A 23,092-nucleotide genomic window follows, 5' to 3' on the forward strand; every position below is an offset into this window, starting at 1 on the left:
TTTGCCTACTTTCTTGGCAAGACAAGAAAGTAGGTCGCCGCCCCGCAGGGGTGGTGAAACTGCAGTTGCTTTTGACGTCAAGCAGTAGAAGCTGTTTTGCAGTTGCTCTCAATCCCCCCCCCAATGCCAGCGCTGCTGAAGCCCACCAAGGCAAAACTGGATCAAGCCCTGATACGCCGCTAGTGGCGAATACCGCTCCGGAAGTACAATCAAATCGTCTCGTTTTCCGGAACGGAGTCCGAATTGAAATCGGCAACAGTAGCGGTACCCAAAAAAGCGCCTTCCGAGGCCCCCAAGAACAAGCCCGCAAAACCCGTGCGCGCGAAGGCGTCCCTGCGCCTGGAAGAACCTGACGCCGCGGCGCCGGTCACGAGCATGGCTGCCGACGCGGCAGCGGCGGACCGCGACACCCCCACGCTGCGCGCCTTCGCCCTGCTCGAATTCCTGGTTGCGGCCGACCGCCCCTTGTCGCTGGCGGAAATCATGCAGGGTTTCGAAGCGCCCAAGGCTTCACTGCACCGCATGCTTGGCGCGCTGGAGGCCGGCGGCCTGGTGATCCGCGAGCCGGGCGCGCGCAATGCCTATGCCGTGGGGCCGCGCCTGTCGCGCCTTGGCGTGGCCATCGTCACGCATTCGGGTACGCGGCAGTTGCGCCATGCCATCCTGGCGCGGCTGGTGGCGGACATCGGCGAAACGGTCAACCTGACCATGCTGCACGAAACCTCGGTGCTGTACCTGGACCGCATGGAAGCGCCTTGGCCGCTGCGGCTGGACCTGAAGCCGGGCTCGCGCGTGCCGCTGCACTGCTCGGCCAGCGGCAAGCTGCTGCTATCGCTGCTGCCGCGCGAGCAGCGCGCCGCCCTGGTGCGGCAGCTGCCGCTGGAGCGCTTTACGCCCAACACGGTCACCAATGTGGAATTGCTTGAAGCCGAGCTAGACCGCAGCGCGCACAAGCAGCTTGGCGTGGACAACGAAGAGTTCGTGGCGGGGATCTCCTGCGTGGCCGTGCCGGTGCGCGACGAGCGCGGGCAGGTGGTGGCGGCGCTGGCGGTGCATGCGCCTACGGCACGCTCGCCATTGTCACGCTCGCTGGAGTTCGTGCCGCGCCTGCAGGAAACGGCGAGGGAGCTGGCCGCTACGTTTTAAGAACTCGATTGAAAATCTGCCGGGGAAGTCCATACCGCTGCAGCTTAGGCTGACGGCAGTTGGCGCAGCTGCGCCGTCGCGGCGGGGGGATGCTACTCTACGGGCGCTGAGCCCACGCCCACCCCACGCGATCTCTTGATCTTCAGAAGAGCATCCGATTTCTGGTGGAAAGGATCCTCACGGCATCACGTCGCTCGCGACCGCCGCATTCATACCATCGCAAAATGTGGGATGCACGCGGGATTAATGCCATCGCTGAAGATCGAGTGCCGCCGAGCGCGAAGCGGCTGGACTTTTCGCCTGGTAGCCAACGCCAAATTACGGCGGCATGTGCCTCGCCGCCGTGTTACTCAAGATCCGCGAGACAGCAAGCCCAGACTCGCTCCTGCATTCAGCAGCTCGAACTCCTGATCGGTCAGGTCGATCTCCTGCGCCTTAATGTTCTCCCGCAAATGCCCCAGAGAGCCAGTTCCGGGTATGGGCAGCATCGAGCGGCTTCGACGTAATAGCCATGCCAAGGCGACCTGAGCTGGAGTGGCACCGCGTGCAGCTGCCATTTCCGCCAACAAGGGTTCGGTGACTACCGCCTTTCCGGCCAAGGGACTCCATGCAATAAACACCATCCCATTGTCCTCGCATACCTTCAGTATCGCTTCGCTCTCTCTATCCAAAATGTTGTAGCGATTCTGAACCGAGGAGATTGGCAAGATCTTTCTGGCATCGGCCAATTCATCCTCTGAAACTTGACACAGGCCGATATGCTCTACTAATCCTTCATCCAGGAAACACTTCAGCGCACCGAACTGTTCATCCCGCGGCACAAGCGGGTCTATACGATGAAGTTGCCACAAATGCAGGCGGTCTATCCGCAAACGCCGGCAACTGAGGAGAATCTGCTGCCGAAGATACTCCGGACGTCCTAGCGGATGCCACTTATTTGGTCCAGTTCTGACGAGGCCGCCTTTCGTGGCTACCGTGATGCCCGAGTATGGATACAACGCCTCGCAGATCAGATCCTCACTCACATGCGGGCCATAAGAATCGGCGGTATCTATAAAGTTGACGCCAACTCCGGGGAGCACTTGCAAGAGATGGATCAAGTCCTCTTTGTTGTGAGGCGGTCCCCAGCAACCGCTTCCAGTGAGTCCCATAGATCCAAAGCCGACACGGCCGAGGGAGGATAGCAACAGACCATTGGACGATCCGGTTAGTTGGAGTGTTGTGGATGGCATTCTAAAGGCGACTCCATTGGTTTGAGCAACACTTGCCTAGCGGCTACTACGCACCATCGACAGAGTGACGTTCGCCCGTCGCATTTGGAAACAGCGACTCATCAATGTCACCGCGCTCCAGTTCGTGAAACTGCGCACTCAACACCGCGATGGTGGACCAGCGAAGCGTTTGCTACGATCTTTCCGTCCCGTGCCGGTCCATTCTCGCAAGGGCACCAGGCCCAGAAAACCAGCTCATCGCGCCGGGCTCCCGTCTACAAGATGAATTCGCTGAGCGCTTCGGCCAGAATTCGGCACTGGCTTGGGCGTCATCACCGGCGTTGTCGCCCGTGTTTCGCGTCGTCGAAGGCACACTCATCTTTTGGCGCCCGGCTGCAGTCGATGGCGCATCATCCACAGATTGCTCAAGGCAAACATCGTCTGCAGTTGCTGCGTGTTCTTCATCAAGCCACGGTAGCGCACCGTCATGTGGCCGAACTGGCGCTTGATGATGCGAAACGGCGCTCCACTTTGGTGCGGATTCGGGCTTTGACGCGCTCAATGTCGTCGCGCAGCTTGCCTCTCAGTGTGCCCTTATCCAAAGCGCGCCGCTTGCCTGGGCGCGTTGCGACGTGCCAGTTGACCGCGATGTCTTGGGTCTCGCTACGCTTTTCAATACCTTGGTAACCAGCATCACCGAACACATCGCTCTCCTCGTCATGCAGCAAGGCATGAGCTTGCGTGACATCGTTGACATTGGCTGCCGTGCCCACGACGGTGTGCACCAGTCCCGATGCGGCATCCACACCAATGTGCGCCTTCTTGCCGAAATGCCATTGGCTCCCCTTCTTAGCTTGGTGCATCTCCGGGTCACGCCCACCTTCCTTGTTCTTGGTAGAGCTCGGCACGGCAAGCAACGTGGCATCGACCAGCGTGCCCTCCCTGAGCAGGACGCCTTTGGCATTGAGCTGCTCGTTGACCGTCTTGAGAAACAGCTCGGCAAGCTGGTGTCGCTCGAGCAAATGCCAAAAGCGCAGGACGCTGACGCGGTTAGGCAGGCGGCTCATGCCGCCCAGGCCAGCGAATTCGCGGTACAGCCGCGTGCCGTACAACGCTTCTTCCATCGCCACGTCGCTCAGACCAAACCACTGCCGCATCAGTTGAATATGCCGCATCGCTGTGACGGGAAACGGTCGGCGGCCCATTGCCTCGGTCGGGGCGTGCGGCGCAATCAGCGTCAGAAACTCATCCCAAGGTACCACGCGTTCCATCTCATCGAGAAACACGCGCTTGCGCGTGCGGCGGTTGCTCAGGTCCAGGCCAAGGTTAGTTTGTTTCATGCACCTATTGTCGCTGGAAAAACCCGTCACGAGTACCCGGTCTGCGGAAAGTTTTGAACGCCATCCTTAACCACATTGAGAAATATCCGAATCTTATTGAGATATTTCCTATTTTTTTATTAAGAATTTTCTTATTTCTTGATTGAGAAATTTCAGATTTTTAAAGTCAATCATCAAATTTAAGGGTTAACCCTATTGACCAAAATCCACACTCTCTCAATACTCGCCACTGGCGGCCGAAGAAAATTCACCCGCCACTTCGAACGGTGACTTAACCGATCAATCCATCCTTAAACTACATCAGGGTAAATTCATGACTACCATTTCGAAAGAAAAGCTGATTGCTATCCGCGAAGCCGTTAAGAAAATTCAGCAAAAAAACGAGCAGAGTCAGACCAATCTCTCGACCAGCAATAAATCGGTTATCGTTTACACGCGATAGCCATGTTGGCGCCCTTTTCAAGACAAGGGCGCCAATTCCTAATTATATTTCCTTTGCACAGACCGATTGGTTCGAATTGCCGCGCTCTATCAACTTCTATTCTCCAACAAGCAGGCCATCCTACCCCGATATCCCATACGGGATAGCCCGCGCACTTAGTCTTTTACGAGAGCACAAGGCACCAAAACCGAGTTCCGTCTTCGCGCAGGGTCATTTCGACATAGATGCGATGTTAGAAATATAGTTGGCTGACAATCCATGATGAATGCATCCTTTCCACCAACGAGAAATTTCCGAAAAATGCCGATCGGTTGTTCGATTTCCGACATTAAGCGGGTCGCTCTCGAACTACATACTTCATTTCCGGAAATTTCATTCCCTCCGCGACTGGGAAGGATGCTTTGGAATAATTCCTGTGCGTGTGAAGTTGACGTAACGGACGACAAAATCCGATTCCCGTCATATGCTTATATACTCGACGAATGGAAGCACTACATCGCCGAAATTGCTTCGCAAAGCGAGAATCGCACTATCAAAATAGAAAATCGCAAAGGCAGCCCCGCAGCCGCGGATAGGTTTTTGGCAGCACTTATCCCATGGGAAGCAGAGTACAACCCTAGCGAAAAGAAAATGCTTCCGTTGCGAGCCCCGCAGCTCGCGGAAGTGGCTGCTGCGGATGCTGCCGAAGATTATGCTACTGCATTGGCATTACAGGATAGCAGTGCGCCAGCAGAGCAGCTTGTTTGTCTATTCGATCGCTATTTCCGCAGAAGCGATCTAACGACTTGCGGAGAGATTCTGTCGGTGCTCAAGCATCGCCCCTCATGGGAGGCGGCCGAGTGTGAAGCGCACTACTGGCATGTCATGAACGATCAAGAGCAGGCTGCTCGTAGCATTGTCAAGTCACTCCATCTGGGCACTATTCGGCCTCACAGATGCCTGAACATGCTTGGCTTGATCGCGGCCCGCCATGACCAAGAACTGGATTTTTCCGCAGCACTTGTTTACTTCGACGACGCCTTCTCGAAACTCCAGGAATGCTCACTCTCTCTTGAAGACGAATCATATGAATGGGCCGTAATCGCAAATGCGAAGGCACTAGCGCTATTCAGACTACGTGAATTTGATGATGCGATTATTCTTCTGAAAACGGCCATTTCCAAAATTTCCGACTCTGATATAGAAGCGCGCAGGCAGTTCTTAGCCTTGGTACATGACAGCGCCGGGGTGGTCGCGCTGCATCAGGAGTGTCGAGGCTGGGACCAACTTTGTCACGATCACTTCTCCTCTGCCATCAACATTTATCCAAAATACCACCAATACCACAAGGACTTCGCTTCGTTCTATTTTCGGCTTGGTGATACCGACTCCGCCATTCATCATATGGAGCAGGCCGTCCGGTTGCATCCAGCGAGCGTATTCCTGAGAGAACAACTTATTGATCTGTACGAATCTCGAGACATACTTGATGCGGCGAATAATCATTTGCATGTTCTCGCCCGACGATCTGTTATCCCCGACGAACAGATGATAATGCGGGTGCGCATCAATGAAGCGCTGAAGGGAGATTTTCGTGCAACGGAGTACTTAACCGACGTACTAGGAGATCCACATGGAGATTAAATTCTACGGTCATCAGAGTTGGGAGGCATCGGTTCCGGGTGCAAGAGTTTTGTTCGACCCATTGCTAAAACCTTACTTTGGGGCTTCGGAACAGTCCTTTTGCGCAATCTATCCATACCGTATCGCTCCACGCCCTAGCAGCGTGGAGGCTATTTTCTTAAGTCACGAGCACGGCGATCATTTCTGCGTTGAGACCCTTAGCGAGCTTCCGCGCGACATACCAATTTATACAGGGCGGCTCATGCCGGCCAGTGTTGACTATTGCTTGAAAAAGCTGGGCTTCATTATTCATAAATTTGACACAGAGGAGAAAATTCAACTGAAGAGCGGCATTCGTGTCACGCCTCTTCATTGCTCCATGGATACCCCCTTCTGGGAGAGGCGCGTCTATCAGTTCTTGGTCGAATTCGGTTCGAACTGCTTCTACCTGGCAGTAGATGGTGGAGTGTCGCGAGAGACAGCCAAATCGCTGCGAAAAGGTCAGCTAAGCTCCCCGGGCATATTCGCAGTGTCGAACAATGCTCAAATCACCACACTTGAACGCCGCTCCGCATTTCAAAATGATCGCCTCAACACGGATATGGACCCGACCAAAAACGGCTTGGCTGCATTGTCCAACTATGCCCAACTGATGAACGAGTGCTCATCGGCCTTGGATGAAGTACACATCGCGGTTTGCGGTGGCGGATTCTTGAAGGGAGGTGAAGATCTGGCGATCCATCCTCTAGCCGAGCATTGGGCGGTCGCGCGGCATATATCGGCGTACAGTTCACCGCGGTTCAGCGCACCGACCCCAGGAACCACATACACCCTCTCCTCCAACGCTGTAATCGAAACGCACGTTGACGAAGCGTTCCAACCGCTAACGTCCAGAGAGTTCATTGAGTCGTTCCGCCCAAAACATCGGATTGGCCAGAATGGATACTACCAGCTAGTAAATCGAGGAAGATATGACAGTGAACGAGAGTTCATAAATGAGGCAGTTTCAGATTTCCTGGATGCATTTTTTCTCTCCGATGAAGGAAAGAGTTTCTACAGGGATAGCCTCGAAAGCCGTCTACCGGGCACAATCTCTCTCACGGTTGACTCTGCCTACCAAGAAAGTCCGGCCATCGCTGCGACATGGACCAAGGATCTATTCACTGGACGGCTTCATCTCGATCGGGACCCTGACGATTCGGCCACCATCGCAATACGTATCCATCTAGACGATCTTTGCGCACTCCTCCAGGGGGAGCTCGATATATGGGAATTGTCTGGCAGTCACATTTTGATTTCCCATCCTCTCGATATGCCGAACTATGCCATAACGTATCTTTATAATTATTTCGGCGAGCAAGTCAGTCAGGATTTAGCGATTAAATTCGTAAATTCCAAGCTGAATAAGGTAAAGTATGCAAATTGAAAATCTTGGCCACGAAAGCTGGCTCATCAGTACCCGCAAGGAATCCATTCTGATCGACCCATTGCTACGACATGAGTTCGGGAGATCATCGAAATATCGCTATCAAAAGCTTAGTCATGCGAATATTCCGACGGGCACCTTGGGCGTCGTCAGTGGGGTGATACTCACTTGCGACCATTTTCAGCATTTTGATAGATCGAGTTTTTTGCTTCTTCCTTCAGAAGTAGAAGTATTTATTCCTCAGACATTTTCGGAATCTGAAGCTCAATGGCTACGCGATCGTGGAGCATTGGTGAAACGGGTTCCGATCGGAATACCAGTAGATATCGGCAACCTGCAATTCCTCTTTGTGTCAAGTGGATCCGAAACGCCCCCATGGGATGCAAGAGTCTGTTCATTGATGGTAGCAGACTGCAACTGCCCGGAGCCAAAATGGATTTTTATTCAATCTGACACTGGAATTAACCGAAAAATTGGCAAGATGATTCCTCCGTCTTGGTTCAGAAAACCGGATCTTGTCGTTGTTACTTGTCACTACAGAGAGTATACCGAATCTGGCTATTCGTCCTGGGACAACTTCATATGCCCCCCACCATCGCTGGACGATCCGCGCGCCGCATTTGACTTGGTCAGTGCAGTACTACCGTTTGATATATCACCCTTGAACGTTGCCAGTCTTTACGCTGTTGCGGGTGGCGACTATGAGCGCCAGGACAGGCCGCTGCCATCCGCGAAGCGCGACAATGCGAGGCTGGCTCAACTCATGAATGACCTCGCGGTCAACTGCACAATCAGCGCGGCTACCGCAGGCGCGACATATTTCGTCGGCGATGCCTTGGAAGCCCGCCGGTCAAAACCAGTCTCGATAGCCCGAGCGGACAACGCACCGGCACCTTTCAGCGTCAGCGAACTGGACGATTATACGCCCCCAGCATCCGATCCCGCCATTTCTCGAGGCTTGGCTCACTTTGCCAAGGCACTGTTGTTGAGCGAACTCGGACATACCCTTCTATTTACGGATGAATACCTTGGTGTGAAGCTAGACACCAAGAGATTTGTTTTAAAAATTGTTAGTACATATAATACGACGACATACGAGTTCTGCTTTTCAAAATGTACATTTGTAATCAGCGAAAAGCCTGATGACGAATTACTCCAGAAACCAGCTGGCCTTGTTCTGGCAGCATCTGCTTTTCGCGATATTGTCATGGGAGTCGCCTCAGCGCCAGAGACTTGTAGCAATAATTCCCTGCAGTGGCACATTGGCCCCTTGTCGCATTCTCCACTTGGTCTACTTTATCATGCATTCTCCCCTCCAACTTTCAAACCAATTGGATAAAGAATGCATATATCACCTAAAATCAACACAGAATACGATGAAATTCATCCATATTTTCGGGTGATCAGGAACAGATCGTGTACGGAAACACAGAGAAAGGAGAAGATGAATCATATCTCTGAATATGCGAAAAAACAAGGATATGAGTTGGTGGAAATTATGTCAGAGACGTTCGAATCGTCTGTGGCAAAAATTCGTAGCAAAGAAACAATACATTTCGTCAAAAGCTTCCATTCCATCGATATATTTGATGCGGAACTCGTAGCACTATTTCATCTTCGTGATGCTCGGATTCCGGCCATTGTCGACACCCATCCGGATTCTCTTACAATATGCATATCCCAAGTGGATGGCACACCTATCTCCAACCTAACCGACATTAGTTCCATCTTTGAATTTCTTGCGGAGGCTCATAGCACGGGTTCGAAAAGCCTAATTGAAATGGCGCTGCGATCAACAGATCGGTATAGCCCGTTCCAACATTATTGCAGGAGACATGGCATTGCCACTGATTTTTCGTTCTGTATTGGCGACCACAATCCGAGCAACTATCTCGTGTCTCCCAGCGGTTTCGTTTCCAGAATTGATCTGGCAAGCTTTTCTATTGGGCTGCCATTTTCCTTAGATTTGCTGATGTGTTTCTGGAACTTATTTGACGTGTACGATTATTCTGATCCGTGCGTCGAATTTTTATTACAGCGATATATCAACCGTCGGCATCAATATCAAAGCGAGACTGAGCTTGTGAGAATCAGGACCGAGTTGGACATAGTCACTCGATTCTTCGACCTGCGTGCAACTACCTTCTCCGAGCACATTGCTCACCTGCGGGAGTATAAGTTAAACCGCGCCTTCGACACCTTGCCAGAGGCATCATCGTGAACTCGCTGCGTGGCTCTTCCCAATTCACGCTACAGCCCTTCTCGCTGCTCTACTGCGCGTTGAAGTGCGCTAGCTTCGCAGCCCAGTACGCGATTTTTTTTGTCATTGCCCTCCTGCTACGAGATCCCAGTGCACGCGCGTTGGCATTGATCGCCGCACTGGGCTCGGTGAGAATTGTTCTTGGCTGGGTCCTAGCTCGCTTGGTCGCCAGATCGATCACAATGGCTAGCGAGCGCCTGCACCATTCCGCCAAACTGCGCAAGCTTGGCGATGCGGACTACGCGAAGTCCCTATATCGATTCTTGCAACAGCGGTTGGATTTTACATTGGCACGAGAGGATCTTGCCGGGAATTTGCTTGGGATAGCTGTCGCGTTGTTGGCAATCGGATTTTGGATTAGCCTGCAAGCGTTAGGTGTTTTGATTGGTGTCGTTTTGATATGCGGGCTCGTTTTCGTACTGCAATGGCTTAGCGTATACGCGCTGACGCGCATCAATGAAACTGTCGAGAACCGAAATACTGAGTTCAACGAGCTTCTCGCCAAGAGACTCGGAGTGCTGGGGCTTGAGGATATGAAACAGACAAGCGCCGCACGCCTCGATGCTTTGAGTGGGCAGGAACGTCTTTGGCGTGCACTTGACTCAGGCATGAAAATTTCAGAGACCTACTTGGGCATACTTCTTAGAATTCTTCCCATAGCTGCGATAGGCGCGATTGGGATCATTCCCGGAATGTCACTCAGTGAGGCAAACATAGCCGTATTTTGGGTTTCGATGCCGCTGTTCACGGCACTTCTTGCAATCCCACGCGAGGTGCAAGCATGGAAAGCGATCAAGAGCGCTCAGGCGCATATTGATGCGGCGTGTAGCCCGCTTCCGCTTGGACCTTCATCGTTCGTTACCTTCAACGGCAAGGACACTATCTGGTCTGCATCGCTGGGCGTAAATCTGTTGGGCCGCGGTCCGCTGCGGTGCCGGCTTCTTCACAAGCTCGGGATGTGGGAGGAACTTGGCCTGGAAGTGCTGCCAAAGCCCTTTGAGAAGTTGCTGGCGCCCGACAGGCTGTCGGAGGGACAGAAGCAAAGATTGCTCCTGATCCGCGCAGTCTGCTGCGCCGTAGATCGAAATGTGCCGCTGAGTTTATCGACTGAACTAACTTCACTCGACCTCCCAAATAGAACGAAGGTCAAAGCGATTTTGGAGCAGCTTTCAACCGAAGGCGTGCTCAAGGTGTACGGTGCGGATGGAATCTCGCACGAGGGGTACTTGGAACCTTCAGAGCGTGAGAGCTATGTTGCCCCAACCCGAAGGGAAGCACCGTCCCCAGGTAGGACCGACAATACCCCTGCTATTCCAAGTTTCGTGCGCTGGTACTTTCCAGTCTTCATCGTCGCGGCCTATCTCGATGCGAATGTGGCACGCCTTATTGATAGCCATGGCTCATTGACCCGCGAAGCCATCTGGTCGGCCATAGGTGCCTTCGTGCTAGCGATAGTTGGGGGAATGGCGCTTGAGGACCATGTCAGGCGTAGAACATTCAGGAGTCTTTCACTCGCGATTTTTCGATCGTCTTCACCAAACACGGAGATCGAGCGGAGCGTGCCCGTTGATCTGGACATTGCGCAAGAAGGCTTCTCGTACTATCTTCACGATTTTACGTGGGCTCTTTCTGTATTTACGCTTTTCTCGGTTTCACTGGTTTTTTCGGCAGGCATGTTGGGGATTGGCTGCATAGCAGGTTTCGGCGCCCTCGTTTGGTTCTTTTACACGAATAACTACCGAGGAATTGTATTGGCAAGAGAGAAAATGCTGGAAGCAAGCCGGACATTTGTGATCACTATTCGTGACTGGGCATCGTTCGACCTGGCTACAGCTAGTCTAGGTCAAACTACGCGAATGAGGCGAATGAGGGCCGCTCTGGCGTTGCCATCGCTTCAGCGCTGGACCGACGCCAAGATACGACTCTATCTAAAAAAAGTGGAACTGGCGCTCCTGCTGGAGGCAACCTTCCATGTCCTTCTAGTGCTGTGCCTCAGCTTTATGCTACTCGCGAAGGGCGATGCTTCGCTCGCTGCATTCCTTCTGTCCGCACTCCTAGCGGTGGACAGGGAATCTCTCCGTCTCTTCGTGGCGGGCTCTGGCCTGCTGACCACGGCATCATCTTTTCAGGCAATTTCTAAATTACCGCAGGGAAACCGTATTCCTTGGGTGCGCTTTGAAAAAGATGAGGAAGGCATTCGACTTGCAGAAGCGCACTCCGTTCTTACTGGAATTCGTTATCCAGAGGTAAGTTTCAACTTCGGAGTCAACTGGGTGCTGGGACGTTCTGGATGCGGCAAGACGACCCTGCTGACCGAATTGTTTTGGGCGTTACATCATTGGGGGCATACCGTCGCGTTTTTTGGCAGACGCGAGATGAAGGAAATTTGTCAGGGGCGACGGGCGGACGCAGTGCTTCGTGAGATCCTCGAGAATCACCAGTGGCGATCCGGTGGCACGTTGATCCTGGACGAAGCTCTGGAGGAAATCAGGGAGGATGAGTTGGAAAGCATCTACCAATATCTTGACGTGTGGGGACGAGATCGTCGGGTCGTGATCCTGAACACCGACCATCGGACCTCGGCACAAACGCCAGGCTATAAATATGTGTTACAGGGGTAAACAATGCCACTTGAAACCGATTTATTTCAAACTCCTCTCTTGTACTTCCAGAGCGACATCATCGCAGAGAATGCAGCCGCACTTCGCGCAGCATTGCCAGATAACGGAAGATTGATTTTTTCGGTAAAATCATTTCCAGAAAAATCATTACTTGAATTATTGAAATCTCATGTCGATGGATTTGATATATCTAATAATTATGAAGAAGAATTATTGACACAAATTAATCCATCGCTCTTAAGCATAGTCGGACCATTGGCATCCACTGTTGCAGTGGATTCAATCCCAGGAAAATCTGTAATACTTTATCAGGATCAAGATGACGACGCGATATCCAACGGATCACATGGCCTACTTGGATTGCGAGTTCGCGTGACGGACTACTCTCAAACATCAGAAAATACGCAGATTTGCACTCGCTTTGGTTTTGGCCGTAACGAACTGCTTGAGAGGCTACGAAGTTCGGCTGATGACATTGCCTTTCATTTTCACGCGCCGGATCATCGGCTTATGTGTGTCTCACTTTTTTTCAGATTCTTCGAGAGTCTCCAACAGGCGGATTTCCCGCTGAATCGCGTACGGGTCATGAACATAGGAGGTGGCTGGAACACCTCAAATACAGATCGACTGCGAAGTGTCTGCAACTATATTGAGCGCTATGTGGCGGCGGAAATTCACATTGAGCCTGGAGCGGGATTGATTCATGACGCGGGAGTTGTCATTTGCAAGGCACTAAGAAAACATACGGTCGGCACTCAAAAATTTGTAACAATCGATGCATCACCGGAGCTCCATCTTAGGTGGAGCTTGCCTGCATTTCTCGATCAGGAGCGATACGGAGGAGACGATGAGATTCAACTCTGCGGTCCGACTGTCTTCGAGGGGGACACGGTGCCGATTCGCGGAAACTTCGGTGCAATCAAGTGCGGCGATTTCCTTGTCCTCTCCGGCTTGGTCAGCTACTCAGTCGGTTGGAACTGCACGTTCAATGGAATCCCCCGCATAAGCGTCTGCGTGGGGTAGTGGCGGCAGTACGCAAGCGGGCTGTCTTGGAATTGGCTAATTAACTCACGCGGCATAGTGGTCTGCTCGATGGTGACCGGGCGCACGCCGGCCTGCGCGGACATCGCCAGCGGCGCGAAGCAAGCCAGGAAGCTCAGCAGGATCTTGGACGTTTCATCGATGCCGAACCAGATTACGATCAGCGGCAGGTAGGCCAGCGGCGGCAGCCAGCGCAGGTGGCTGGCGATCCGGATCAGCACCTGAATCGTCTCGCGCGTGAGCGCCCCGATCGGCTCTCACGTCATATGTCATCCTATGATTTCGTCGCCATCGAAACAAGCAGGAAATCAGGAATACAGAGTTATCGTGCTTTAAAATGGAATAAATACGAAAATCTCTCGCACTGACTCTCGGATCTCCTTATAATATGTTGTATGACAACGTAACACAAAGAGCAGCCTGAGGCGCATACTAAAATCAAGAAGCCGCTCCGGCCATGATGTTCAAGCCGATAGATCATGATCACTGACTCACCCATCGACCTGATTGCCGACGTCCGCAATGCGGTCGGCGAAAGCCCGCTCTGGGATACGCAGACGCAATGCCTGTACTGGTCGGACATCCCCGCCCGGACGCTGTTCGAATGGCGCGCCGCTAACGCGGCAATCCGTACCTGGCAGTTGCCCGAAATGGCGGGGTGCATCGCCCCCGCAAGCGCCGGTGGCTTTGTCGCCGGCATGCAGAGCGGCCTGTTCCACCTGCAGCCACAGCCCGATGGCAGCATGGCCAGCCGCAGGCTCGCCAGCGTCGCTCACCCTGCCCCATCCATGCGATTCAACGACGGCCGGTGTGATCGGCAAGGCCGGTTCTGGGCGGGCACCATGCACCTCGACATGCATCCGGCGCAATCGATTGGCTCGGTGTATCGCTTCGACGCGCGTGGCCTGCAGCAGCAGATCGAGGGACTGATCGTTCCCAACGGGATGGCATGGTCGCCCGACGGACGGACGATGTACCTGTCGGACTCGCATCCTGATGCGCAGGCGATCTGGGCGTTCGACTACGATGTCGCGCACGGCGTGGCCAACCGGCGGCGCCTGTGGATCGACATGCGGCAATATCCGGGGCGCCCGGACGGCGCTGCGGTAGACGTCGATGGCTGCTACTGGATCTGCGGGAATGACGCAGGGGTCGTGCACCGCTTTACGCCAGAGGGGCGCCTGGACCGCAGCATCGCGCTTCCCGTGAAAAAGCCGGCGATGTGCGCCTTTGGCGGCGCCGACATGAAGACCTTGTTCGTCACGTCGATTCGCCCGGCTGATGCGTCGGTGCAAGCCGAGCAGCCACTGGCCGGCGGGGTATTCGCTATTCGCCCCGGTGTCGCTGGTATCGCAGAGCGCGCGTTCCAGCTGGCCGCGTGACGGGCCGATCTGGCTGCGGGCACGGCTAAAGCGGCAGGAGCCGGGCGGCGCGTGCCGCCGCCCGGCCGGCCACAGGCTTTACATCCTCCCCTTCCAGGGCACCAGCCACTTCTCCGTCTTGCGCATCAGCAGGTCAAAGGTATAGGCAATCAGGCCAATCAGCCCGATGCCCATGATCACCACATCCGTGCGCAGGAAGTTCGACGCGTTGAGCACCATCTGCCCCAGGCCCGAGGTGGCAGCCACCATCTCCGCCGCAACCAGCGTGGTCCAGCCAAAGCCGATGGCAATCCGCATGCCGGTCAGGATGTCCGGCAGCGCGGCGGGGATCACGACATGGCGGATCACCTGCCAGCGGTTGGCGCCCATCGAATACGCCGCGTTGATCTGCTCGATGGTGACCGAGCGCACGCCGGCCTGCGCGGACATCGCCAGCGGCGCGAAGCAAGCCAGGAAGATCAGCAGGATCTTGGACGTTTCATCGATGCCGAACCAGATCACGATCAGCGGCAGGTAGGCCAGCGGCGGCAGTGGGCGATAGAACTCGATCGGCGGATCAAAGACGCCGCGCGCAATGCGCGACACACCCATCATCACGCCGATCGGCACCGCCGTGACGGTGGCCAGCGCAAAGGCGCCGAACACGCGCACCATGCTGGCGCGAAAGTGCTCGGTCAGCGGCAGGCCGCCTTGCACATTGCCGTTCCAGGCATCGATAAACGCGTTGATGATGGCTTCCGGCGTGGGCAGGAACAGCGGCGGCAGCCAACGCAGGTGGCTGGCGGTCCACCATAGCGCCAGCAGCGACACCACGGTGATGGTGGAGATGCGTGAACTGGAACCTTCGCCCGGCAAGCGGTAGCCGGAGACGGCCTTCATGCGGCGCGCGGGCGGCTTGGCGGCCACGGCGGCGGTGCCCGGCGCGGGCTCGAGTCTTTGAGCAGAAGCAGACATGTCGGACTCCTCAGGGCGTGGCATGGATCAGGTTGACGATTTCTTCGCGGTACCGGATGAACTCCGGATCGGCCTTGACCTCGCGGGCGTTGCCGCAGGCAATGAAGCGTCGGGCGAAGGGGAGCTCATAGGTATGCGCGATGCGGCCCGGCGAGGGCGTCATCACGATCAGCCGCGTTGCCAGGAACAGCGCTTCCTCCACGCTGTGGGTGATGAAGAACACGATCTTCTGCTCCGCCGCCCACAGCTTGAGGATCAGCGCCTGGATCGTCTCGCGCGTGAGCGCGTCGAGCGCGCCGAGCGGCTCATCCATCAGCATCACCGCCGGATCGTTGGCAAGCGTGCGGGCAATGCCAACGCGCTGCTGCATGCCGCCAGAGAGCTGGTAGACCGGCTTGGCCGCCACTTTCTCCAGGCCGACCAGCGCCAGCTTTTCCTGGGCGATGCGCAGGCGCTCGGCGCGCGGCACGCCGCGCAGCCTCAGGCCCAGCGCCACGTTGTCCAGCACATTGAGCCAGGGCATCAATGCATGCTTTTGGAACACGACACCGCGCTCGGCACCCGGGCCGTGCACGGATTTGCCATCGAGGCGGATCTCGCCTTCCGAGGGTTGCATGAAACCGGCGATGCACGAGAGCAAGGTCGTCTTGCCGCACCCGGAAGCACCGAGCGCGACCACGAAATCGCCGCGCTCCATGGTGAGATTGACTTGCGACAGGGCCAGCGTATCGGCGCCACCGCGGCCGCCGTAGTTAACGCTCAGGTTGTCGATTTCGAGTTTGGCCATAGCTGCAAACTTCCTGAAAAGAGGATTCAAGGCCGCGCGGCCAGCGTCGCCCGCCGCGCGGCACTGGCAAATCAGGCCGGCGTCCTGGTGGCGAGGGCGCGCTTCACCCACTCCGCATTCACACCCGAGCCGTAGTCCGGCAACACGGTCTGGATCGTGCCCTGCTCCTTCAGGAATTGCGCCGCCGATTGCAGCGCCTTGGCCGCGCCGCCGCCCAGCCAGCGGGACGAGGCTTGCTCCTCCAGCGTGGGGAAACCGTACAGCGCCATGCTGGCCGGCACCGCCTCGGGCTTGGCGCCCGAGACCTTGGCCACCGCCTTCACCATCGGCGACTCCGGGGTCCACGCCGCCTTGTCCTGGCGATACTTGTCATCCGCCGCGGCCAGGATCTTGACGAACTTGACCATGAACTCGGGGTTCTCCCGCGCGAACTTCTTGTTGGCGATCATGCCGTCGAAGGTGGCCTTGCCGGTCTCGGCGGCGATCTTGCCGGAGGTCACCAGGACCTTGCCCGTTTGCTTGAGCTTGGCCAGCACCGGGTCCCAGATAAAGGTGGCGTCGATGTCGCCGCGCTCCCAGGCCGCGGCCACTTCGGGCGGCCGCATGTTCATGATCTTGACGTCCTTGGGATTGATCTTGGCCTGCTCCAGCGCCACCAGCGTGTGGTAGTGCGTGGTGGAGACAAAAGGCACGCCCACCCGCTTGCCTTTGAGGTCTGCCACGCTGTTGATATTGCTGCCGTTGCGCGCCACCATGGCCTCGGCCGCGTTGATGTCGTCAAGGATCCAGAACAGCTCCACGTCCAGCCCCTGCGACAACGCCGAGGCAATCGGCGAGGTACCGGCTTCGCCGATGGCGATCTGGCCTGACGCCATGGCGCGGATCACGTCGCCACCGCCGCCGAACTGGCGGAACGAGACCTTGTAGCCGGTCTGCTTCTCGACTTCCTTCATGTCCTGCGCATAGCGCCACGGCACCACCATATCCTGGTAGGCGATGACAACTTCCTTGGTCTGCGCGTAGGCGCCCGGGGCGACGACGGCCGCCAGTACCACGCTTGCTGCAAGCTGCTTGAACCAACGCATGATGAACCTCCTCAAGATGAACGGTGTGGTGTGCTGTGGCGGAGACCGCCGGCAGGGAAAGCCCGGCACCAGGACGGTGCCTGCTCGAGGAGGAAGAGGTGATAAGCATGAGGCATGCCAGTGTCTCCGTCTGGTTGGGACGTCTTTGCGTCCTCTCCTTTCTTAGCGGCGCTCTGCGCTTTGGCGAGTCGTCGCGGCGTGCACCAGGCGCTTTGGCAAGCAGCGCTGGGCAAGGTGTAACCGTATGGTAGAAAGCGGCCCGCCGCCGGGTTAGAGCCAGCGGGGACCAACTGTGGGTCCACATGGGCGCGCAGGTTGAATTTACGTCACTTTAAAGGGTATTTACTACCGTTTTTAGGTACACGGCATTCCGTTTATCGGATTTTCTTATTGACCATCGCTTAGTCTCATCCTACATTTCGATCCACGAACACTTTTCGGAACATTTGGTTCCGTTTTGATCGAAGACCGGAGACACCACACCATGAGCGAACATCTTCCCGAAACCCTCGCCGCAGGCACCCAAGCAGGCGCCACCACTACCGGCCCGCAGGAGATGACCCCGTCGGAAGCCTTTGTCGAGACCCTGGCCGCCAATGGCGTCACCGACATGTTCGGCATCATGGGCTCGGCCTTCATGGACTCCATGGACATCTTCGCCCCCGCCGGCATCCGCCTGATCCCCGTCGTGCACGAGCAAGGCGCTGGCCACATGGCCGACGGCTATGCCCGCGTCTCGGGCCGCCACGGCGTCGTCATCGGACAGAACGGCCCCGGCATCAGCAACTGCGTGACCGCCATCGCCGCCGCTTACTGGGCACATAGCCCGGTGGTCATCGTCACCCCGGAGGCCGGCACCATGGGCATTGGCCTGGGCGGCTTCCAGGAAGCCAAGCAACTGCCCATGTTCCAGGAGTTCACCAAGTACCAGGGCCACGTCACCCACCCCGCGCGCATGGCCGAGTACACCGGCCGCTGCTTCGACCGCGCCATGGCCGAGATGGGACCGACCCAGCTCAATATCCCCCGCGACTACTTCTACGGCCAGATCAAGGCCGAGATCCCCCAGCCCCAGCGCCTGGACCGCGGCCCCGGCGGCGACCAGCGCCTGAATGAAGCCGCCGAGCTGATCGCCAAGGCCAAGTTCCCCGTCATCATCTCCGGCGGCGGCGTGGTCATGGCCGATGCCATCGACGAATGCCAGGCGCTGGCCGAGCGGCTGGGCGCCCCGGTGGTCAACAGCTACCTGCACAACGACTCCTTCCCCGCCAGCCACCCGCTGTGGTGTGGCCCTCTCGGCTACCAGGGCTCCAAGGCGGCCATGAAGCTGCTCGCCCGCGCCGATGTCGTCATCGCCCTCGGCTCGCGCCTCGGACCCTTCGGCACCCTGCCCCAGCACGGCATGGACTACTGGCCCAAGCACGCCAAGATCATCCAGATCGATGCCGACCACAAGATGCTCGGCCTGGTCAAGAAGATCTCGGTGGGCATCTGCGGCGATGCCAAGGCCGCAGCCGTGGCACTGACCGAGCGCCTGGCCGGCCGCACGCTAGCCTGCGACGCCTCCCGCGAAGACCGCGCCGGACAGATCGCCGCCGAGAAGGCCGCCTGGGAGAAAGAACTCGACGAGTGGACCCACGAGCGCGACCCCTACAGCCTGGACATGATCGAGGAGCAGAAGCACGAGCGCACGCCCACCGGCGGACACTACCTGCATCCGCGCCAGGTCCTGCGTGAGCTGGAGAAGGCCATGCCCGAAGACGTGATGGTCTCCACCGACATCGGCAACATCAACTCGGTGGCCAACAGCTACCTGCGCTTCAACAAGCCGCGCAGCTTCTTCGCCGCCATGAGCTGGGGCAACTGCGGCTATGCCTTCCCCACCATCATGGGCGCCAAGGTGGCCGCACCCCACCGCCCGGCCGTGTCCTACGCCGGCGACGGCGCCTGGGGCATGAGCCTGATGGAGACCATGACCGCCGTGCGCCACAACATCCCGGTGACGGCCGTGGTGTTCCACAACCGCCAGTGGGGCGCGGAGAAGAAGAACCAGGTGGACTTCTACAACCGCCGCTTCGTCGCCGGCGAGCTGGACAACCAGAGCTTCGCCGAGATCGCCCGCGCCATGGGCGCCGAGGGCATCGTGGTGGACAAGCTGGAAGACGTCGGCCCGGCGCTCAAACGCGCCATCGACCTGCAGATGCACCACGGCAAGACCACCATCATCGAGATCATGTGCACCCGTGAGCTCGGCGACCCGTTCCGCCGCGACGCGCTGGCCAAGCCCGTGCGCATGCTCGACAAGTACAAGGACTACGTTTGAGCCAGTGAGTTAGCGGGCGCTTGGCCGGTGGCCGGAGGCAGCGCCCGCTGCTTCCGGCCATTTTCCATTCTGAGCGACCCCATCATGAAAGCGATCAACCGCATCATCGAGCGCGCCCGCGCCGAACCCAGGCGCATCGTGCTGTGCGAGGCCGAAGACCCGCGCATCCTGCACGCCGCGCAACGCGCGGCCCATGAGGGCATCGCGCGCATCGTGCTAGTGGGCGACGCGGCGCGCATCCGCCAGGCGGCCGCCAGCGAGGACATCGACCTGGCTGGCATGGACGTGATCGACCCCGCCACCTCCGCGCTCACGCCGTCCCTCGCGCAGAAGCTGTTCGCCCTGCGCGCGAAAAAAGGCATGACGCTGGAAGACGCCAGGCGCGAAGTGCTCAAGCCCCTGTGCTTCGCCAACCTGATGGTGCGCCTGGGCCATGCGGACGGCTCGGTGGCCGGCGCGGTGCACACCACCGCCGACGTGGTGCGCACCGCCATCCAGGTCATCGGCATTCACCCGGCGTTCAAGCTGGTATCGAGCTTCTTCCTGATGATGTTGTGCGAGCCGTTCCATGCATTGAAGGGCGGGCTGATTTTCTCCGATTGCGGGCTGGTGGTGGATCCCGACGCCTTTGAGCTGGCCGAGATCGCCATGGCCGCGGCCGACAGCGCGCAAAACCTGCTGATGGATGCCCCGCGCGTCGCCATGCTGTCGTTCTCCACCAGCGGCAGCGCCCGGCATGCCGCGGTCGATAAAGTGGTGCAAGCCACGCGCCTGGTGCAGGCGCAGCGCCCGGCGCTGGCCATCGATGGCGACGTGCAGCTCGATGCCGCCATCGTTGCCGAGATCGCCAGGAAGAAGATCGAGCACTCCAAGGTGGAAGGCCGCGCCAATGTGCTGGTCTTTCCCAGCCTGGAGGCCGGCAATATCGGCTACAAGCTGGCCGAGCGCGTGGGCGGCGCCAAGGCAATCGGGCCCTTGCTGCAGGGGCTGCAAAAACCAGCCAACGATCTGTCGCGCGGCTGCAGCGCCGACGACGTGTTTTACGTGATCGCCGTCACCGCCGTGCAGGCGCAAGCCGCCGCGCAAGCCCAGCCGGAAGCCCCGATGGCCGCATGCCAGCCATGAGCACGGACCACCTGCTGCCGCTGCTCGCGCTGATGGGCGCGGCAAGCTACTTCCAGACGGTGACCGGCTTTGGCCTGGGCATGATCGTGATGGGCGCGACCAGCGGGATGGACCTCGCGCCGGTCGCGACCGTTGCCACGCTGGTGAGCCTGGTGACGCTGGCCAACAGCGCCGTGGCGCTGCCCGGCAAGCTGCATCACATCGACTGGCACGCGGTGGGCGCCGCCACGCTCGGCATTCTGCCCTCCGTGGTGGCCGGCGTGCTGATTCTTGACTACCTGAGCAGCGCCGCCGCCGGCATCCTGCAATGGCTGCTGGGCGCGGTGGTGCTGTACGGCGGCGTTAGCGCCGCGCTGCGCCCTGCGCCGCTGCTGCGGCGCTCCGGCAACCGCAGCTTCTTTGTCAGCGGCATCCTTGGCGGCTTGCTCAGCGGCATGTTTGGCGTATCCGGGCCACCGCTGATCTTCCAGTTCTATCGCCAGCCGCTGTCGCTGGTGGAGATCCGCTGCGCGTTGATTCTTGTGTTCACCGCGACCTCCGTGACACGCACCTTGTTCAGTGCGTGGCAAGGGCAGCTCAGTGCCGACATCTGGATACAGGCAGCACTTGCCGTGCCGGTTGTGGCATTGACCACGATGGCAGCCCGGCGCTTTCCGCCACCGCTTTCGGCGGTGGCAACGCGGCGGATTGCATTTGGGGTGCTGGTGGTGATCGGGGGGTATTTGATGCTGCCGGGGCTGGTTGACCTGGTGACTTAGCCCGCCAGTCAGGGACCGCCCCCAACTTTTATCGGCGTACCCCCTTGTATTTTCCGCCAGGTGCGATATAGTCCTGCCCTCGCGTGCGGCTGTAGCTCAGTTGGATAGAGTACTTGGCTACGAACCAAGGGGTCGTGGGTTCGAATCCTGCCAGCCGCACCACCTGACACGAGTAGCAAACCAACGGCTTAGAGAACTTTGATCTCTAAGCCGTTTTTGCGTTTTGCCTGGCGCATCACGCACCGCCCGTAACACCGGCTCTGAACCGTCCCCCCGGTGCCGGCTGCCAAATTGACGCTGGAATTGGGCCCCGCTTACACTACGTCATCGATACCAGCATCGGCACCCGCTTGCCGGTCGGGACAGCGCAGATGACACCACACCAGCTTCGGTACTTCACCGCCTGCCACCCCGGCCCATTCGTACTGCTGCCGTTGCCCGAGAGCCGAACATGCGCATTCCGCCGCTGAAGTCGATCATCGCGTTCGAGAGCGTCGCGAGAACGAAGAGCGTGAGCCGCGCATCCGAGGAACTGGGCCTGACCGCGTCAGCGGTGAGCCATCAGATTGCCAACCTCGAAACCATCATCGGCCAGCCGCTATTCTTCCGGCAGGGGCGAGGACTGACGCTGACGCCAGTCGGAGAGCAATACCTGCGCGACGTCACAGGTTCGCTTGCGGAACTGAACCGCGCCACCGAGCGCGCGTCGAGCCAGGCGGAAGTCGACATACTCAGGGTGCATTCGAGCCCGAGCTTCGGCCTGATGTGGTTGCTGCCGCGACTGAAGTCGTTCCAGGCCGACAACGGCGACATCCAGCTGAATATCGCCTGCTCCTACGAGGATGTCTCATTCACAAGCGGCTACTACGACGTCGATATCCGCTATGGCTATGCGCACTGGCGGGACTTGCAGGTCAAGACATTGCGCAACGAATTCATCGCGCCCCTGGCCTCCCCCGAGTATCTTGCCAAACACCCCATACGCACGCCGGCTGACCTGCTGGGCCAGCGCCTGGTCTTCTCAGAGACGCCACTTGTCCAATGGCAGCAATGGTTTGCCAGGTTTGGTGTGTCCGGCGGCGAGCACCAGGCGTTCGACTTTTCCTTTGACCGCTCTTACATGTCGCTGGAGACCGCGGCACTGGGCATTGGCGTGGCGCTGGAAAGCATGCTGCTCGCGTCGGTCCAGATCGGCAAGGGAACGCTGGTGCCGGTCTTTGACCAGACGTATGCCGTTGAGGTGGGGGGCCATCACATCGTCTGCCCATCGCAGAACGCGGATCTGCCCCGAGTACAGCGCTTTCTCGACTGGATCGACCGGGAAATGAAGTAGCCCAGCCGCGTCATAGGTAGTCGGCAGTCTTTTTTATTGTGCAACGCACAATATCCTCATCTCCCGGAATCCAAACCCTCAACTGAAAATTTCTCAGCAATAGCTGAGACGGACTGCATTGATCGGCGCTGCCCGAGGCACGACACTCGAATCATCATTTCAACAGCCAGGAGACAAAGATGATGCTCGAGAACAAGGTTGTGATCGTAACCGGCGCCGCCTCCCCCCGCGGCATCGGCAGGGCAACGGCAAGCGC

At 57.7% G+C, this 23,092-nt stretch carries 18 protein-coding genes, 1 tRNA gene and 2 pseudogenes; 15 read left to right on the forward strand and 6 right to left on the reverse strand.

Annotated features, from left to right (window positions below):
• The first annotated feature begins 375 nt into the window (after positions 1-375).
• Positions 376-1,146, forward strand: a complete 771-nt coding sequence (locus AC1RQC_RS39590) for an IclR family transcriptional regulator (RefSeq protein ID WP_043356347.1) — start codon at positions 376-378, stop codon at positions 1,144-1,146.
• A gap of 350 nt (positions 1,147-1,496) precedes the next feature.
• Here the strand turns inward: AC1RQC_RS39590 and AC1RQC_RS39595 are convergent, their stop codons facing one another.
• The gene (locus AC1RQC_RS39595) at positions 1,497-2,378 is read right to left on the reverse strand and encodes an aldo/keto reductase (protein ID WP_492830820.1); all 882 of its coding nucleotides are present in this window, start codon (positions 2,376-2,378) and stop codon (positions 1,497-1,499) included.
• A 354-nt stretch (positions 2,379-2,732) separates the two neighbouring features.
• Positions 2,733-3,697 (reverse strand): IS5 family transposase gene (locus AC1RQC_RS39600; RefSeq protein WP_492886761.1). Its coding sequence is split into 2 segments (ribosomal slippage): positions 2,733-2,881 and positions 2,881-3,697, totalling 966 coding nucleotides; the frame shifts between segments, so codons are not numbered across the junction.
• 313 nt (positions 3,698-4,010) lie between these two features.
• On the opposite strand from AC1RQC_RS39600, the gene AC1RQC_RS39605 reads away from it, so the two are divergent.
• The 7 genes from AC1RQC_RS39605 to AC1RQC_RS39635 all read left to right on the forward strand — a co-directional run bounded on the left by AC1RQC_RS39605 (position 4,011) and on the right by AC1RQC_RS39635 (position 13,071).
• Entirely contained in the window at positions 4,011-4,139 is a 129-nt protein-coding gene (locus AC1RQC_RS39605) for a hypothetical protein (protein ID WP_492830822.1), read from the forward strand.
• A 258-nt stretch (positions 4,140-4,397) separates the two neighbouring features.
• Positions 4,398-5,762, forward strand: a complete 1,365-nt coding sequence (locus AC1RQC_RS39610; protein ID WP_492886763.1) for a tetratricopeptide repeat protein — start codon at positions 4,398-4,400, stop codon at positions 5,760-5,762.
• Entirely contained in the window at positions 5,752-7,167 is a 1,416-nt protein-coding gene (locus AC1RQC_RS39615; RefSeq protein ID WP_492830824.1) for an MBL fold metallo-hydrolase, read from the forward strand. The genes AC1RQC_RS39610 and AC1RQC_RS39615 overlap by 11 nt, the downstream gene beginning before the upstream one ends.
• Entirely contained in the window at positions 7,157-8,506 is a 1,350-nt protein-coding gene (locus AC1RQC_RS39620) for an MBL fold metallo-hydrolase (protein WP_492886765.1), read from the forward strand. Before AC1RQC_RS39615 ends, AC1RQC_RS39620 begins: the two co-directional genes overlap by 11 nt.
• A 105-nt stretch (positions 8,507-8,611) precedes the next feature.
• Complete coding sequence (locus tag AC1RQC_RS39625) at positions 8,612-9,388, forward strand: hypothetical protein (RefSeq protein WP_492886767.1); 777 nt, start codon at positions 8,612-8,614, stop codon at positions 9,386-9,388.
• Complete coding sequence (locus AC1RQC_RS39630) at positions 9,385-12,048, forward strand: ATP-binding protein (protein ID WP_492830827.1); 2,664 nt, start codon at positions 9,385-9,387, stop codon at positions 12,046-12,048. The genes AC1RQC_RS39625 and AC1RQC_RS39630 overlap by 4 nt, the downstream gene beginning before the upstream one ends.
• A gap of 3 nt (positions 12,049-12,051) precedes the next feature.
• The gene (locus tag AC1RQC_RS39635; RefSeq protein WP_492886769.1) at positions 12,052-13,071 is read left to right on the forward strand and encodes a type III PLP-dependent enzyme domain-containing protein; all 1,020 of its coding nucleotides are present in this window, start codon (positions 12,052-12,054) and stop codon (positions 13,069-13,071) included.
• A gap of 62 nt (positions 13,072-13,133) precedes the next feature.
• On the opposite strand, the pseudogene AC1RQC_RS39640 reads toward AC1RQC_RS39635, so the two are convergent.
• A pseudogene (locus AC1RQC_RS39640) lies at positions 13,134-13,283 on the reverse strand (taurine ABC transporter permease); the annotation flags it as partial.
• A 285-nt stretch (positions 13,284-13,568) separates the two neighbouring features.
• Between AC1RQC_RS39640 and AC1RQC_RS39645 the strand changes: the two are divergent.
• The gene (locus AC1RQC_RS39645) at positions 13,569-14,471 is read left to right on the forward strand and encodes an SMP-30/gluconolactonase/LRE family protein (RefSeq protein WP_492830829.1); all 903 of its coding nucleotides are present in this window, start codon (positions 13,569-13,571) and stop codon (positions 14,469-14,471) included.
• Positions 14,472-14,549: 78 nt separating this feature from the next.
• Here the strand turns inward: AC1RQC_RS39645 and AC1RQC_RS39650 are convergent, their stop codons facing one another.
• From AC1RQC_RS39650 to tauA, 3 genes are all read right to left on the reverse strand, one after another.
• On the reverse strand, positions 14,550-15,425 hold the full coding sequence (locus tag AC1RQC_RS39650; RefSeq protein WP_492886771.1) for an ABC transporter permease subunit: 876 nt from the start codon (positions 15,423-15,425) through the stop codon (positions 14,550-14,552).
• A gap of 10 nt (positions 15,426-15,435) precedes the next feature.
• The gene (locus tag AC1RQC_RS39655) at positions 15,436-16,212 is read right to left on the reverse strand and encodes a taurine ABC transporter ATP-binding protein (RefSeq protein ID WP_150986972.1); all 777 of its coding nucleotides are present in this window, start codon (positions 16,210-16,212) and stop codon (positions 15,436-15,438) included.
• Positions 16,213-16,283: 71 nt separating this feature from the next.
• Positions 16,284-17,297 (reverse strand): taurine ABC transporter substrate-binding protein, encoded by a 1,014-nt coding sequence (gene tauA / locus AC1RQC_RS39660; protein ID WP_492886773.1) that lies wholly within the window; start codon positions 17,295-17,297, stop codon positions 16,284-16,286.
• A 484-nt stretch (positions 17,298-17,781) separates the two neighbouring features.
• Here tauA and xsc point away from each other — a divergent pair, with 484 nt between their 5' ends.
• The 6 genes and pseudogenes from xsc to AC1RQC_RS39690 form a co-directional block, all read left to right on the forward strand.
• Complete coding sequence (xsc, locus tag AC1RQC_RS39665; protein WP_492886775.1) at positions 17,782-19,620, forward strand: sulfoacetaldehyde acetyltransferase; 1,839 nt, start codon at positions 17,782-17,784, stop codon at positions 19,618-19,620.
• An 84-nt stretch (positions 19,621-19,704) separates the two neighbouring features.
• Positions 19,705-20,745: a phosphate acetyltransferase gene (pta, locus tag AC1RQC_RS39670; RefSeq protein ID WP_492815239.1), complete on the forward strand. Its 1,041-nt coding sequence runs from the start codon at positions 19,705-19,707 to the stop codon at positions 20,743-20,745.
• Positions 20,742-21,503, forward strand: coding sequence for a sulfite exporter TauE/SafE family protein (locus AC1RQC_RS39675; protein WP_492886777.1), 762 nt, complete (start codon positions 20,742-20,744; stop codon positions 21,501-21,503). The genes pta and AC1RQC_RS39675 overlap by 4 nt, the downstream gene beginning before the upstream one ends.
• An 85-nt stretch (positions 21,504-21,588) precedes the next feature.
• Positions 21,589-21,665, forward strand: a tRNA-Arg gene (locus AC1RQC_RS39680).
• Between the two features lie 289 nt (positions 21,666-21,954).
• Positions 21,955-22,836 carry a LysR substrate-binding domain-containing protein gene (locus AC1RQC_RS39685; protein WP_492886779.1) on the forward strand — a complete coding sequence of 294 codons (882 nt, stop codon included), beginning with the start codon at positions 21,955-21,957 and terminating at the stop codon, positions 22,834-22,836.
• A gap of 179 nt (positions 22,837-23,015) precedes the next feature.
• Positions 23,016-23,092 (forward strand): annotated as a pseudogene (locus AC1RQC_RS39690) (short-chain dehydrogenase); the annotation flags it as partial.

Source organism: Cupriavidus sp. GW822-FHT03E04, assembly GCF_058801495.1.

Coding starts and splice junctions, on each gene's coding strand:
- AC1RQC_RS39590 (WP_043356347.1), top strand. CDS start 376: ATGGCTGCCGACGCGGCAGCGGCGGACCGCGACACCCCCACGCTGCGC.
- AC1RQC_RS39595 (WP_492830820.1), bottom strand. CDS start 2,378: ATGCCATCCACAACACTCCAACTAACCGGATCGTCCAATGGTCTGTTG.
- AC1RQC_RS39605 (WP_492830822.1), top strand. CDS start 4,011: ATGACTACCATTTCGAAAGAAAAGCTGATTGCTATCCGCGAAGCCGTT.
- AC1RQC_RS39610 (WP_492886763.1), top strand. CDS start 4,398: ATGATGAATGCATCCTTTCCACCAACGAGAAATTTCCGAAAAATGCCG.
- AC1RQC_RS39615 (WP_492830824.1), top strand. CDS start 5,752: ATGGAGATTAAATTCTACGGTCATCAGAGTTGGGAGGCATCGGTTCCG.
- AC1RQC_RS39620 (WP_492886765.1), top strand. CDS start 7,157: ATGCAAATTGAAAATCTTGGCCACGAAAGCTGGCTCATCAGTACCCGC.
- AC1RQC_RS39625 (WP_492886767.1), top strand. CDS start 8,612: ATGAATCATATCTCTGAATATGCGAAAAAACAAGGATATGAGTTGGTG.
- AC1RQC_RS39635 (WP_492886769.1), top strand. CDS start 12,052: ATGCCACTTGAAACCGATTTATTTCAAACTCCTCTCTTGTACTTCCAG.
- AC1RQC_RS39645 (WP_492830829.1), top strand. CDS start 13,569: ATGATCACTGACTCACCCATCGACCTGATTGCCGACGTCCGCAATGCG.
- AC1RQC_RS39650 (WP_492886771.1), bottom strand. CDS start 15,425: ATGTCTGCTTCTGCTCAAAGACTCGAGCCCGCGCCGGGCACCGCCGCC.
- AC1RQC_RS39655 (WP_150986972.1), bottom strand. CDS start 16,212: ATGGCCAAACTCGAAATCGACAACCTGAGCGTTAACTACGGCGGCCGC.
- tauA (WP_492886773.1), bottom strand. CDS start 17,297: ATGCGTTGGTTCAAGCAGCTTGCAGCAAGCGTGGTACTGGCGGCCGTC.
- xsc (WP_492886775.1), top strand. CDS start 17,782: ATGAGCGAACATCTTCCCGAAACCCTCGCCGCAGGCACCCAAGCAGGC.
- pta (WP_492815239.1), top strand. CDS start 19,705: ATGAAAGCGATCAACCGCATCATCGAGCGCGCCCGCGCCGAACCCAGG.
- AC1RQC_RS39675 (WP_492886777.1), top strand. CDS start 20,742: ATGAGCACGGACCACCTGCTGCCGCTGCTCGCGCTGATGGGCGCGGCA.
- AC1RQC_RS39685 (WP_492886779.1), top strand. CDS start 21,955: ATGCGCATTCCGCCGCTGAAGTCGATCATCGCGTTCGAGAGCGTCGCG.